Origin of the sequence: Luteibacter pinisoli, assembly GCF_006385595.1 — a bacterium.
In the GTDB taxonomy this organism is placed as follows: Bacteria; Pseudomonadota; Gammaproteobacteria; order Xanthomonadales; family Rhodanobacteraceae; genus Luteibacter; species Luteibacter pinisoli.
Genome location: NZ_CP041046.1, coordinates 47,394 through 60,467 on the forward strand (window position 1 = coordinate 47,394; position 13,074 = coordinate 60,467).

The following is a 13,074-nucleotide window of genomic DNA, read 5'->3' on the forward strand; positions in this document are numbered from 1 at the left end:
ATGTATCCCACGCTAGCGGGCTTCACCCAACAACTGGTTCCGGTGAACGGTATAAAGATCAACGCCGTCACCGGGGGCGAAGGCCCGCCTATCCTCCTGCTCCACGGCTGGCCTGAGACCTGGTGGGAATGGCATCACGTGATGCCGCTACTCGCCAGGCATTTCAGCGTGGTCGCCATGGACCTGCGAGGTGCCGGATTTTCCGATTGTCCACTCGACGGCTACGACAAAGCCACAATGGCGCGCGACGCACATGAGGTCATGCGGTCGCTCGGCCATGACCGCTACGCGGTGTGCGGACACGATATCGGAGGCATGGTCGCGCTCCCGCAAGCGGCGTTGTTCCGGGACGCAGTCACTCACCTTGCGGTGCTCGATGTTCCCCTTCCAGGTTGGAGCGCGTGGGAGGAGACCATCGCAACGCTTTCGCACTTCTCCTTCCATATGAATCGTGACCTGCCCGAACGCATGATCCACGGTCGGGAATACGACTATGTCGCGGCTTTCATGGCAGAGCGGTTCTACGACCACAGCAGCTTCGACCTGGCGGATATCGATATCTTCGCGAAGACCATGGCGCTTCCCGGGCGGACACGCGGCGGTATGGAGTGGTATCGCACGCTCGCCGCCGATCACGCCGCGGCGCTGGAATACAAGAAGCAGCCGCTCGACATACCCGTTCTTGCCCTGGGCGGAGATCGGCGGTTTGGACCGCGGATGGTGCCCATGCTCCGGGAGTTCGCGAGCAACGTATCAGGCGGCTCGATCGAGCGGTGCGGTCACTATGTCGCGGATGAGCGGCCCGATGACGTTGCCGCGGCGCTGATTACGTTTCTTGGGTCCAGATGATTCGCGACTCAAAACCTTGCGCTCAAAACTGAAAAAATCAAACGGAGACCATCATGTCTGCACCTGAAATCCGCGGCGTCAATCACGTCGGCATCACCGTTCCAGATGTCGAGGCAGCGAAAGCGTTCCTGATCGCGGCCTTCGGCGCCGATCTCCTGTACCAGTCGTTCGGACCGCAGGATCCGCCGCGACAGGGCTCTGAGTTCGAGCGGGCGGTAGGTGCCTATCCCGGCACCGTCGTGCGCGCACAGGCGATGGTGAAGATCGGGACCGGTCCCGACATCGAACTGTTCGAAATGCATGGACCGGAACAGGCTCAACCCATCCGTGCCAGCGACTTCGGCATTACCCACTTCGCGCTTTATACCGACGACATCGACGCGTCCGTGGCGCGGTTCGAGAAAGCGGGTGGCGAGCCGCTCACGGCACCTCGCGCCATTCCCTATGCGACGGAAAAAGGCCCGGGCAACAAGGTTTGCTATTGCCGGATGCCGTGGGGCACGACGATGGAATTCATCACCACGCCGGATCGGATGCCCTACCACGATCAGACGGATTTGCGCCGGTGGCAGGACGAGGGCTGAGAAACCATGGAAATGATCCACAGGAAAAATGAAATGAACGATATGTCGCTCCCCTTGGCCGGTAAGCGGGCGCTAGTTACCGGCGCCGCGCGCGGCATCGGTGCAGCCATCGCGTTGAAGTTGGCCGAAGACGGCGCGGATGTCGCTATCACCTATGAAAAGTCAGCCGACAAGGCCGAAGCCATCGTCGCCGGGATTCGCGCTTTGGGCCGCCATGCCATCGCCATCCAGGCGGACGCTGCGAGCCCTGAAGCCTCGATCGCTGCGGTCGAACGGACTGTCGCCGACCTGGGCAGTCTCGACATCCTGGTCAACAACGCGGGTGTCCTTATCGCGGGCCCCTTTCTTGACCAGTCGGTCGAAGAGATGAACCTGCAGCTCAACGTCAACGTGCGCGGCGTGTTCGTCACCACGCAGGCAGCACTGAAACACATACCGGACGGCGGACGCATCGTCACGATCGGCAGCAACGCGGGGCTGGCCGTGCCGTTCGCCGGCATTGCGGTCTATGCAGCGACCAAGTCCGCGATGGAAAGCTTCACGCGCGGTCTCGCCCGTGAGCTGGGGTCTCGTGCCATTACCGTCAATCTGGTTCGCCCGGGCCCTATCGACACGGACATGAACCCTGCCGGGGGCCCACTCGCGGCTTCGATTCTCCCGAGCCTCTCCATCCCCCGCTATGGAAAGACCCGCGAGGTGGCCCATGCCGTCGCCTTTCTCGTCGGGCCGGGGGCTGCCTATATCACCGGCTCGGGCATCCTTGTCGATGGCGGTATCAGCGCGTGAGCAAGACGACGAAGATGATAGTGATCTGCACGGGTAACGCTGACGTGCGATTCGACCGGAATTACTACGCGAACGAGCACTTCGCCCTGGCCAAATCGTGCTGGGAGGCGCATGGACTTCAATCGGCGGAAGCGTTCTTCCCGCACGCCGAAGGCGGTAGCTGGATATCCATGGGTGTGTACACCTTCTCCTCGGAGCAAGGTGTACACGACGCACTAGCGAGCCCTGCAACGCAGCACGTGATGGACGATGTGAAAAACTTCACCGATGCGACCGTCGTACTCCGCAGCCTGTTCACGGAGTTCTGACCGGGATCTTTCCAGGCGTCCATCCGTCGTGGTCGACCCGGAAACGCATGTAGCGGAAATCGAGCGTGAAGCCAGCGGCGCCCGCCCAGGCGTCCTGGCCCAGCGTGCCAAACATGGGGGGGCCACCCGGCCCAGACCGGCTTGCCGTCTCGATCCGTACGTTCCTGAGCGTGACGTCATCCTTGCCAAGGACGAGCTTCAGCTCAGGCTGGGTCACCGTGTCGAAGCTTTGCGCCCCGCCCATACCACCCGAAGCCTGTCGTGAGCGAGGCCAGGCGCCCGCGCGATCCTTGACCGTCATCCAATAGGCAGAAGACAGGCTGGTAGCGCTGGCACCTGTGTCCAGTACGAGGGGCACCGTCTCCCCTGCCGTAGAGGCCATGACGGTCGGCGTCAGGCCGTCCATGTAGATCTGGACGCCGCCCTCCATGGGACCGGATGCGGCGCCAATCGAGATGGCCTTGTCACCATGAAAGGTGATCTGACCGAGCGCCTGGAAGACGGGGAAGCCGAGGGCAGCCGAAATCTGGTGTTCCTTGGTGGGAAGTTTGATGTGCAAAAGCTCGTCGCTGACCACGAGCACGGCTACATTGCGGAGCGTCGCAGTGCCCAGGCGGATTTCCCTGACGATCGCTACCTTGCTCTGGACCGTGACGCCGGTGCTTGAGCCGATCCCTCCGATCGCACCCTTGACCGAGAGGCCGAGGCGCTTGGCGAATGTCTCACTGACCACCGGATAGTTCGCGCCGGAATCCAACATCCACGACCCCTCGATGCCGTTCGCCACGGCGTCGACATCCAATGTCCCGAGGGGATTGCGTCGGATGGGCAGTCGGGAGGGGCCCGAGAAGGTTATTGTCTGAGCCGGTGAGTCGCTGAGTGCGCTTGCCAGGGCCAGGACATCCGTTACGCCGCGCACGGCATCGGAACCTAAGTCTTTCGCGTGATGCTCCAGGGCTTCGCGCAGTGCCTTTGCTTGATCCGCATACGATGAGGTTTTCTGGAAATCGTCGGATAGGGTCAGCAACGCGTTAGCCGCCCGCGGTGAATGCGTCCGCTCAAGCTCCGGTAGCGCGAGCTGCAGAAAGCGCGTCGATGCTTCGATGTCGTTCATGCGATTGGCTACGAGCCCTCTCACATAGTTGCCCTCGGCGTTGTCGGGCAGCGTTGGTAACAGGGCGCGTACGTCATCCATGCGCCAGGCGTCGAGCGCTGCCTCGGTCTGGGCTACCGGATCGGCCTGGCCAGCCATGGCACCGGACATACCCGCGCAGGCAAGCACAGCCATGAGATGGCGGAAGGAATGTGTCTTCAAAAGAGGGACCTCGTGGGACGGGGGGGGGCGCCGTCGGGCCGCAGTTGCTCGTGGGCCACGCCTCGGCTAGTATTCGTCAACTAGATAGTAATTGCTGTTTTACAGAAAACAATAGCCATCCCACAATGAAAACTCAACTTTTACAGCGCCGTGCCCGGCGGCTGCGTCGGGCGACGTGCGCGTCGGGTGCCTTGCTGGCGCTGATGGTGGTCAGCGGAATCGCCCTGCCTGACAATGGCATCATTCGGGTGAGCGGGGCCGAGCTGCCTTACGTTTGGAACGTCATCACCAGCTCGGCCGTGGTTTTGCTTGCCGTCCTGAGCCTGGTCGCCCTGGCGGCGATGTTGCGTGCGGTTGAAGCTGGTGAGCTGTTCGCACGGTCGACGACGCAAAGATTCCGTCGTTTCGCACTGCTGTACCTGCTGTCCATTGTTGCGGATCTGTTATTGCCGCCGATGGTGCAGCTGGGCTTACTGCTCGCGCATGGAGGCCATGGCCTGGTCACGGTCGGCATCGACAATGCGCGCGTGCTGTCCCTGGCCGTCGCAGGAATCCTGTTCTTCATTGCGCGCCTGTTCGACGAGGCACAGCGCCTCGAAGAAGACAGCCGCGGCATTGTGTAAGGCGCCCCATGGGAATCGTCGTTCGCCTGGATCTGATGTTGGCCCTGCGCAAGGTGCGCTCGCGCGACCTTGCGGCGCACGTGGGGATCACGGAAAGCAATCTTTCGCTATTGAAGTCCGGCAAGGTGCGCGGCATCCGCTTCGCGACCCTCGCAGCTATCTGCGCGTACCTGGACTGCCAGCCCGGCGACATCCTGGTCTACGACCCGGACGCGCCCGAGGATTCATGACGTTGCCCTGATCGGCCGCGGCGCATGAGGCCTCACTCGCTGTTCGAGAGCATCGTGTCCGTTAGCTGGATCAACGCGCGCAGCCTGTCCATCCGCCTAAGGTCCTGGTGGTACCCCACCCAAATCTCCCGGTTGGGCGGCGGTTCGCCGACGTCGATGCGCAGCAAGCCCGCAGTGGCGTCTCCCAACGGGCGCGGCAGGACCGCCAGGCCAGCACCTCGGAGGCACATCTGCGCCTGGACCGACCGGCTGGTGCTGGAAAACGTGCGACGAGCCCCGGGAAAGTGTTCCTGCATCCACGCAACATCGGGGAAATGGGACTGCGCTTCATTCATGAAGATGAGACCGACGGACGCCGGATCGTCGGTCATGCGTTGTACGGTCGTGGGTGAACCGTAAAGCCCGTAGTGCATGGTCATCAGGCGGCGCTGGACGACATCTGGCTCGGTGAACGGGACAAGGCGGAACGCGACGTCCACATCGCGACGAGCGAGATCCGACAGGCGGTAGCCCGCGATAACCTCGGGCACGACGGCGGGATGCTGGCTAACCAGCTCCATGAACACTGAGGCGAGAACGTGGCTGGCGAACCATTCGGCGCATCCGATACGTAGAACACCCTCCAGGCGCTCGTGGTTCCCCAGAAGCCGACGCTCCATCGACAGCGCGGATTGCTCCATCGCCTCCGCGGTGGCCACGATGCCGTCGCCGGCATCGGTGAGCACAAGCCCATCAGAGGTGCGCCGGAAAAGCGCCTGCCCTGCCTCGTTTTCCAGCACCTTGATACGCCGCCCCACGGTCGGGTGGCTTACCCCGAGACGACGTGCGGCTTCACCATAGGACCCGCTCCTAAGCACCGAAAGGAATATGCGGACGTCGCTCCATTCCATGCGAGTGCCTTAGTCGGAAAGTAGAGGAAATATGCAACAGCTAAGTCCGGTCGGCAAGCTGATTTGGTCATCGGAAACCTCGCTCGTATGCGGCTCCGGGCTTGTGCATAAATGTAAGAGGAACCTACAGAAATGGCAGTCCTCAGATATGCGAAGCCGGCGCATCATGGCGGCATCGAATCCACGGCTATGGGAGGGAGAACCATATATGTCGAATGACGATCGGCGCATTGTGATCTACGTAACCTACGTAGGTGAACCGAGCGATCGTTTTGATCGCGCCTATTATGAAGAAACCCATCTTCCTCTCGTTTTGCGTGCCTGGAAGAAGTACGGTTTACTGGGTGCCACGGCCTACTTCCCTTCCCGCTCTCACACTGGAACTCGATGCATATGCGAGTGCGTCTTTCGTAACGAGACAGCCGTCCATACCGCTTTCGCGTCGCCAGAAGCACCGTTCGTGATGGCGGATGTGATCAAGTTCACCGACTTGTTGCCCATACGCGTCCATGCCGTACCTCTTTGACAACCATAGCGGGGCACACGAATGTCTTCCAGGATATTTTCCGCCATGGCTCTACTGCTGTTCTTACACGCCGCGGAAGCGCAGGTAGCACAGGTAAGCGAAGTCCAGATCGGTAGCGATATTCCGGAGGATTGGCAACAAACCGCCAGCGACCGAGACTTCGTAAAGAGGGAGGTGATGATCCCGATGCGCGACGGCGTGAAGCTTCACACAGTGATCGTGATCCCTCAAGGATCCGCCGCCGCGCCGATGTTGCTCGAGCGGACACCCTATGGCGCGAGTTCCTTCCTGTCAGGCAATAGCACCAGGCTTCGTGATCGACTTTTGCCGGGAGATCGCATATGGGCTGACAACGGTTACATCCTTGTCGCCCAGGATATGCGTGGAAAGTACGGATCCGAAGGCGCGTACGTGATGACCCGTCCTCCGATAGGCCCACTCAACCCGACGACGACAGACGACACAACCGACGCCTACGACACCATCGATTGGCTCGTGAAGAACGTCCCGGAAAGTAATGCTCGGGTTGGCATGATTGGCTCGTCCTACGATGGCTGGGCCGTCGTTATGGCACTGCTGCATCCGCATCCGGCAATGAGGGTAGCGGCGCCCGAAAGTCCGATGATCGATGGTTGGATGGGCGATGATTGGTTCCAGTACGGTGCGTTTCGACAGAAAATGTTCGATTACTTCGCGAAGCAGACCAGCGCAAAAGGCGAGGGCGAATCCATTCCTCGCAAGGGTCGGGACGACTATCAGGAGATGTTGGATGCTGGCTCGGCTGGAGCCTATGCCGTGGCCCACGGCATCGACCGCCTTCCGTGGTGGCAACGCCTGTCGACCCATCCCTCCTACGATGCGCTCTGGCAGGGGCAGGCGCTCGACAAGATCATCGCCGCACACCCTTCCTCCGTTCCGACGTTGTGGCTGCAGGGATTGTGGGATCAAGAAGACATATACGGGGCCGTCCATTGTTGGGAGGCACTGAAGGCGAAGGGCATGGCGGCGAGCAATCACCTTGCCATGGGGCCTTGGAATCACAGCCAGATCAACGGCCGTGCCGATGCACTCGGTCCATTGAAGTGGAGTGGCGACACCGCTGACTATTTTCGCCGCGAGGTGCTGTTGCCGTTCTTCGACACGTACTTACGCGACCGCAAGCCATCGCATCCTACGCCCCATGTGATTATCTACAACCCAGCGGAAGATCAATGGGAACGATTCACCGATTGGCCGGGCGCAAGTCCTGACCAGCTCACGCCCATGTATCTTCAGCCGGATCGCGGTCTGGCGCGAAGCCGTCCGGCAAGCGGCCGCGACAGCTACGTATCCGATCCACGTAAGCCGGTACCGTTCGAGCCTCTTCCGGTGCGGATGGGGGACCACGCAAGCTGGTCAACGTGGCTGCTTCAGGATCAGCGCTTTGTATCCACCCGGCCCGACGTGCTGAGCTATCAGACGCCGATCCTGGACGCGGCTGTGCGCATTCAGGGAGCGCCTTTCGCCGACATCTTTTTGAGTACTACCGGTAGCGATACGGATGTCGTAGTTAAGATCATCGATGTGTATCCATCGAACGACACCGACGCACCCGAGCTCTCCGGATACCAGCTTCCCATAAGCCTGGCAATCTTCAGGGGAAGATATCGACGAAGCTTTGAACATCCGACCGCAATCCCTTCGGGCGCAGTGCAGGAATACAGATTCCGCTTGCCGACGGTGAATTACACCTTTGTACCGGGGCACCGCATCATGGTGCAGCTGCAGTCGTCGCTATTTCCGCTCTACGACCGAAACCCTCAGACATACGTTCCAAACATATTCTTCGCCAAGCCCGGCGACTACCGTCCGGCGACTGTATCGATCGAGCATGGGATGCAAGGCATGAGTGCCGTCCTCCTGCCGATCGTGCCATCGTCAACCGCTATCCATGAGTAAGCGCGGGCCCTAACGTAGCCGATGCCAACAGCTAGTTGGAATGGTCGGTGCGATGCCGAGGCCTACCTGATGGCGTAGCGAAGCCGCCTTCTGGGAATCGCATCAAGTGACCAAGATAGGCGCGTAGCGGAATGTCATAGCACCGCATCACGATGTAAGCAAAGGCAACGGTACCAATCACGCCACCGCCGATAACGAGTGACAGCTGTGTCGCACTCGGATGCCTCGTGTCGACGTAATTGCCGAACGCATAGATGACCGCATAGTGCGTCGTATACAACGGATACGAGATATCCCCGGCGAGCTTGCAGAAGCGTTTCGAACGCTCGTTGAGTGTCACGCCCGCGCCAATCATCACCAGGGCGGGAAACACGAGCATGATCACGACGGCTTCGCGAATCCACCCACCGGTGGCATAAGGCGTCATCAGTGCGAGGGCAAGCAGTACGGCCGGTACGGTGAATCCCAGCCGCGTCCGGATCAGTAACCCGGACCGATAAACCAGTAGCCCGGCAAGGAACGAGAAGTTCACGCGCGCCGCGCCGACCCAGAACGTCTCGCCGTTGAAGCCCGCCCACAGGTTCCCCTGCGTGTAACCGACGGCGCAGAGGATGGCGGCCGCCACCACCGTGGCAACGACCAGCCCGCGGCGTCCCAGTCGGCAAAGGAACAGCGCATAGACGATATTCGCGATGTATTCCCAGAACAGGGACCATGCCGGCGAGTTCAGGCTGAAGAGGCAGAAGCTGCGCTCCTGCATGGCCGGGTAGGGAATCAGGAAGACCGATGCCAGGAAGATCAGGCTGACCTGGCCGGGACTCAGGTTGAGCGGCGTGGCGCGGAAGGGATCCGCGTACAGCGCGATGAGTCCCAGTACGGAACCAAACACCACCATCGGATGCAGGCGGATGAGCCGCACCCTCGCGAACGTCAGCAGCCCCATCGAACCGATGCGGTCGTCGTAGGCGTAGCCGATGACGAAGCCGGAAAGGCAAAAGAAGAAATCCACCGCCAGCCAGCCGTGGCCGATGAACAGCTGGCTGTAATTGCCGATGACCATTTCCATGAAATGGAACACCACCACGGCAAGCGCCGCGACACCGCGCAGCCCGTCCAGGGCGGGGAAGTGCTGGCGGGCAGGTTGGGGTGCCCGGATGTCCGGGAATAGCGAGTGGGTCATGCCTTGCCGTGTGTTCTATAACGGTACGAACCATCCACTCTAGGGCATGCAGCGGCCGGTGTCGTAGGCCAACAGCTGGGTTGTCGCTACGACGTGACGAGCTTCGCCATCGCGCCCAGGTCCTCGGCGTAGAGGTCCGCAGCTTCCCAAGCCGGGAAGTGGCCACCCCTTGCCATCAGGGTGTACCGCTTGACGTTGTAGAGCTCCTCGGCGAGCTCGCGGGGGGCGAGTACGAGATCACGCGGCCACATGGCGACCGCGGTCGGGGCGGATACATAGTCACTAACCCGAAGCGGGGGACGGAGGCGTGCCGCATCGAAATAGTAGCGAATCGACGAGCCGATCGTGTTTGTCGTCCAGTAGATCATGATCGTGTCGAGCAGGGTCTCCGTCGGCCAGACGGACAGGACGTCCCCGTCGCAGTCCGACCAGGCCCGGAACTTCTCCACGATCCATGACGCAAGTCCGACCGGGCTATCTGCGAGGGCAAACGCAAGCGTCTGTGGGCGCGAACTCTGAAGTGCCTGATACCCTCCCTCATCGCGCTGCCAGACGGCAACGCGAGCGTCATAGTCGGATTCCGCCTGTGTCGGTGCTCGCCCTCCCCGAGGCTTGGGTGCAACCGTGGAAACATGGAGGGCCAGCACACGATCCGGGTGCGCGATCGCGATGCGCGTGGCCGTTCCCGAACCGATATCCGTGCCCGCCACGGCGAAGCGGCCATAGCCGAGCGAAGTCATCAGCTCCGGGAAGAGCGAGGCATACTCGAATTCATAGGGCTGATGGGGACGATCGGAAAACCCGAAACCCGGCATGGTCGGTATGACGATATCGAACGGGATCGCGCCGGCCATCAGTATTGGGACGATCTTCCCGTATTCGATGAAGCTGGATGGCCACCCGTTCAGAAGCATCAGCGGTACGGCGCCTTCGCGTCCGGACCTGAAATGCAGATAGTGAATCCCGCAGCCACCGATCTGCGCCTTGAAATGCGGCAGGCGGTTTAATGAACGGACGCGCTCGGACCAGTCGTAGTCGGTACGCCAGAACCGGACGAGATCCTCGAGGAAACGCCGTTCGGTCCCCTGGGACCAGTCGTCGACGACCGCATCGGCCCACCGCGTATCGGCAAGCCGATCCATGAGCGTCGCCACGCCTCGCGGGTCGATGGGAATCTGGAATCGCGTGCTCATCGTCGAATATCCGTGGGCTGTCTACGCCGGCGTCGACGCGTGCGCCGGCGATGCCATCCATTGCTTCGCCAGCTGTTCGCCCGCGTGCCTCGCGGCGGCGTGCGCCTGCCCGAGACTAGCAGCTGCGAGGTCGCGCAGTGATGCCATCTCGGGGTTCACATCGGCGAGGGTCAACTCGACTTCGATGAGCGTGAGATTCAAGCCCCAGACGTCTTCGAAGATGCGCCTAAGCCAGGGTGTCGCGTGATCCCATCCTTCCCTTGGCGTGCCAGGTCCGTAGGCACCACCACGCGCCACTACCAGATAGGCAGGACGCCCGGCGATGGGCGACGGTACCTTGACGCTGAAGCGCGGCTCCGTGATCAATAGGTCAATCCATGCCTTGGCGTGTTGCGAGACGCCGTAATTGTAGAGTGGGACGGCGAAGAGGTAGGCGTCGGCGGCGAGCATTTCGTCGGCCAGGTCGGTCGCCAGGGCCATTGCCGTCGTCTCGTCGGCCGTCCTTTCGCCCCGGGCTTTCGGCGCGGAGTGCACGCCCAGCGCCAGAGCCTGCGTGGCGAACGCCCACGCCGTTGCAGGCAGCGGGAAAACACCCACATCCCGCCGGATGACGTCCAGTTGTCCGACCTGTTCCCGGACAGCATCCTCAAGCGTGGAAGCCACCGCCCGGCTCTGCGAGCCGACAGCGCGGATGCTCGAATCGAGACGGAAGATAGTGCTCATGGGGCGGGTGCCACGTTCGCGAGAAAGCCGAGGAGCGCCGCATTCACGGCCTCGGGCGCTTCGAGCTGGGGCCAATGCCCGACGCCGTCGAGCGGAAGAAGCTCGTGGAGGTTCGGGAGCCTCGCCATCAGGTCCTCCTTCTTCACGCCACCTCGCATTTTGAGCATGCCGTCTTCGGTGCCGAATGCGAAGAAGGCCGGCTGTTCAATCGTCTTCCCGACAAATGCTTTTGCCTGGTCGAAGTACGGCTCCATGGCGCGATAGATATTGAGCGGTCCGTGGAAGCCATCGCGCTGAAAGCCCGCGATCATGATCTCGGCGTCGTCGCGGTCAGCGAAGGGCGGAATGCCAGTCGGCGATGGGCGCTGCATGGTCCTGCTCGGGTCCATAGGCGTCCAGCCTTCAGACGGATCGGGGAGGCCCGACATCCAGTACAGCGCACCAGGATAGGTCGTGGACGCATCCGCCCATTCCTGGTCAGCCTCCGGTTTCCTGTGCTGGAACATGTAGAAGGCGTCTTCCTTGCCAGAGGCCCTGAGCATCTGCCACATGCTCGGCCCGTCACTGGGAAGGACGGGCGGAACGGCAAGACCGAAGACGCCGTCGAAGATATCCGGACGCATCATCGCCGCGTTCCAGGCCACTGAGGCTCCGAAGTCATGGCCGACGAGCGTTGCCCGCTTGATCTCTAGTTTTGCCAGGATGCCGACGAGATCCCCGACGTGATAAAAAATCGTGTAAAGCGCTGGATCGTCGGGCTTCGACGTTTCGCCGTAGCCGCGCGTATCGAGCGCGATTGCGCGAAAGCCAGCCGCCGCTACAGCGGCCATCTGGCGGCGCCAATCCCGCCATCCTCCGGGGAAACCGTGCACGAAAAGCACCGCCGGACCTTCCCCCTGCTCAACCACATTGAGCGTGACGCCGTTGGTCTCGATGAAGGTCTGCTTGATTGAGCTATCGCGATCTTTGAACGACATAAGATTTTCCATCTTCCGGTAGTCCAGGTCGTGGCCTTATCGGCCGGAGAATTCGATCTTCGGAACCGGCTGGTGCTTGCGCACCGCGGCTACCGCTATAGCCATCCCTTCCGCACCGTCCTTGGTGTCAAGGATGCCCTTGGCGAGCTGGGTGGTGATGGCGTCCGCCGCCGTCACGCCACCGGACGACCATGTGCGAATGAGCGCGCTTGCCTTGCCATAGGAGAGGGTCGGGCCGGTCGCCAGGTGCTCGACGAGCCCGTCAGCGACCTTCTCCAGCTCGCCGTCGGCCGCGGCATGGGTCGCGATGCCCAGATCGACGGCCGTCTTGCCGGCGATGGGTTCCGAGAGGAGGACCAGGCGTGTCGCGCGGGCACTCCCGATTCGATTGGCCAGGCGCTGCACGCCGCCAGCCAGGGGAAATTGGCCAGCGGAAACTTCCGGAAAGAGGAGCACCGCCGAGTCCGTCACGACCAGGAAGTCGAAAGCGAGCAGCATCTCGAATCCACCCCCAAGTGCCATGCCGCCCACCGAGGCGACAGTCGGGAAGGGCAGTTCCTCGATCATGCGAAAGGAGGCGAAGATATCGGCGGCGAAGGCTTCGAGGAACTTCGACCCGTGTTCGCCGATTACGCCCAGATCGTCCGCCACGGCGAAGTTGCCGGACTCGGACGTCAGATGGAGCACGCGAATGTCGCTCTCCTGCGCTGCATGAACGGCGGCACGCAACGATGATGGGAAGTCAGCACCCGGCGGGCTGTCGGCATCCCCGACCAGGATCAGCTTGCCGATAGGTCCATGCTGGTCGAAACGGAACGAACTCATTTTTGACTCCTTCGCTAAAGCGACGTCGGATTGTGGTGAGATGACCCCCCGTGTCCTGCCGCTGGCAGGGCTGATCGGGAAGCTTGCCGTTCAATTATTGGGCGGCCGTCCACACGAAAAAACTGGA

At 61.7% G+C, this 13,074-nt stretch carries 15 protein-coding genes; 8 read left to right on the plus strand and 7 right to left on the minus strand.

The window, feature by feature from the left end:
• The 4 genes from FIV34_RS00220 to FIV34_RS00235 are packed head-to-tail and all read left to right on the plus strand — an operon-like array spanning nucleotide 1 to nucleotide 2,527.
• Nucleotides 1-849, plus strand: a complete 849-nt coding sequence (locus FIV34_RS00220) for an alpha/beta fold hydrolase (protein WP_139978493.1) — start codon at nucleotides 1-3, stop codon at nucleotides 847-849.
• 53 nt (nucleotides 850-902) lie between these two features.
• Nucleotides 903-1,433, plus strand: a complete 531-nt coding sequence (locus FIV34_RS00225) for a VOC family protein (protein ID WP_139978495.1) — start codon at nucleotides 903-905, stop codon at nucleotides 1,431-1,433.
• Nucleotides 1,434-1,439: 6 nt separating this feature from the next.
• Nucleotides 1,440-2,219, plus strand: a complete 780-nt coding sequence (locus tag FIV34_RS00230) for an SDR family oxidoreductase (protein ID WP_211352676.1) — start codon at nucleotides 1,440-1,442, stop codon at nucleotides 2,217-2,219.
• The gene (locus tag FIV34_RS00235; protein ID WP_211352677.1) at nucleotides 2,216-2,527 is read left to right on the plus strand and encodes an EthD family reductase; all 312 of its coding nucleotides are present in this window, start codon (nucleotides 2,216-2,218) and stop codon (nucleotides 2,525-2,527) included. The genes FIV34_RS00230 and FIV34_RS00235 overlap by 4 nt, the downstream gene beginning before the upstream one ends.
• On the opposite strand, the gene FIV34_RS00240 is transcribed toward FIV34_RS00235, so the two are convergent.
• Nucleotides 2,514-3,842 carry a pepsin/retropepsin-like aspartic protease family protein gene (locus FIV34_RS00240; RefSeq protein ID WP_139978497.1) on the minus strand — a complete coding sequence of 443 codons (1,329 nt, stop codon included), beginning with the start codon at nucleotides 3,840-3,842 and terminating at the stop codon, nucleotides 2,514-2,516. The two genes, FIV34_RS00235 and FIV34_RS00240, sit on opposite strands and share 14 nt — an antisense overlap.
• A 125-nt stretch (nucleotides 3,843-3,967) precedes the next feature.
• Here FIV34_RS00240 and FIV34_RS00245 point away from each other — a divergent pair, with 125 nt between their 5' ends.
• Together FIV34_RS00245 and FIV34_RS00250 are read left to right on the plus strand one after the other, a co-directional pair.
• The gene (locus FIV34_RS00245) at nucleotides 3,968-4,465 is read left to right on the plus strand and encodes a DUF2975 domain-containing protein (RefSeq protein WP_139978499.1); all 498 of its coding nucleotides are present in this window, start codon (nucleotides 3,968-3,970) and stop codon (nucleotides 4,463-4,465) included.
• Nucleotides 4,466-4,473: 8 nt separating this feature from the next.
• Nucleotides 4,474-4,695 (plus strand): helix-turn-helix domain-containing protein, encoded by a 222-nt coding sequence (locus tag FIV34_RS00250; protein WP_139978500.1) that lies wholly within the window; start codon nucleotides 4,474-4,476, stop codon nucleotides 4,693-4,695.
• A gap of 32 nt (nucleotides 4,696-4,727) precedes the next feature.
• On the opposite strand, the gene FIV34_RS00255 is transcribed toward FIV34_RS00250, so the two are convergent.
• Nucleotides 4,728-5,585 carry a LysR family transcriptional regulator gene (locus FIV34_RS00255; RefSeq protein WP_139978502.1) on the minus strand — a complete coding sequence of 286 codons (858 nt, stop codon included), beginning with the start codon at nucleotides 5,583-5,585 and terminating at the stop codon, nucleotides 4,728-4,730.
• 208 nt (nucleotides 5,586-5,793) lie between these two features.
• Here FIV34_RS00255 and FIV34_RS00260 point away from each other — a divergent pair, with 208 nt between their 5' ends.
• Complete coding sequence (locus FIV34_RS00260; protein ID WP_139978504.1) at nucleotides 5,794-6,111, plus strand: EthD family reductase; 318 nt, start codon at nucleotides 5,794-5,796, stop codon at nucleotides 6,109-6,111.
• Between the two features lie 45 nt (nucleotides 6,112-6,156).
• Nucleotides 6,157-8,049 carry a CocE/NonD family hydrolase gene (locus FIV34_RS00265; protein WP_246058705.1) on the plus strand — a complete coding sequence of 631 codons (1,893 nt, stop codon included), beginning with the start codon at nucleotides 6,157-6,159 and terminating at the stop codon, nucleotides 8,047-8,049.
• 31 nt (nucleotides 8,050-8,080) lie between these two features.
• On the opposite strand, the gene FIV34_RS00270 is transcribed toward FIV34_RS00265, so the two are convergent.
• From FIV34_RS00270 to FIV34_RS00290, 5 genes are all read right to left on the minus strand, one after another.
• Nucleotides 8,081-9,115, minus strand: a complete 1,035-nt coding sequence (locus FIV34_RS00270; RefSeq protein WP_246058706.1) for an acyltransferase family protein — start codon at nucleotides 9,113-9,115, stop codon at nucleotides 8,081-8,083.
• Nucleotides 9,116-9,315: 200 nt separating this feature from the next.
• Entirely contained in the window at nucleotides 9,316-10,422 is a 1,107-nt protein-coding gene (locus FIV34_RS00275) for an epoxide hydrolase family protein (protein WP_139978510.1), read from the minus strand.
• Between the two features lie 21 nt (nucleotides 10,423-10,443).
• Nucleotides 10,444-11,145 carry an FMN-dependent NADH-azoreductase gene (locus tag FIV34_RS00280; RefSeq protein WP_139978512.1) on the minus strand — a complete coding sequence of 234 codons (702 nt, stop codon included), beginning with the start codon at nucleotides 11,143-11,145 and terminating at the stop codon, nucleotides 10,444-10,446.
• Nucleotides 11,142-12,122 (minus strand): alpha/beta fold hydrolase, encoded by a 981-nt coding sequence (locus tag FIV34_RS00285; protein WP_139978514.1) that lies wholly within the window; start codon nucleotides 12,120-12,122, stop codon nucleotides 11,142-11,144. Before FIV34_RS00285 ends, FIV34_RS00280 begins: the two co-directional genes overlap by 4 nt.
• 36 nt (nucleotides 12,123-12,158) lie before the next feature.
• A complete protein-coding gene (locus FIV34_RS00290) occupies nucleotides 12,159-12,947 on the minus strand; it encodes an enoyl-CoA hydratase/isomerase family protein (protein WP_139978515.1) in 789 nt (262 codons plus the stop codon).
• Nucleotides 12,948-13,074 lie beyond the last annotated feature (127 nt).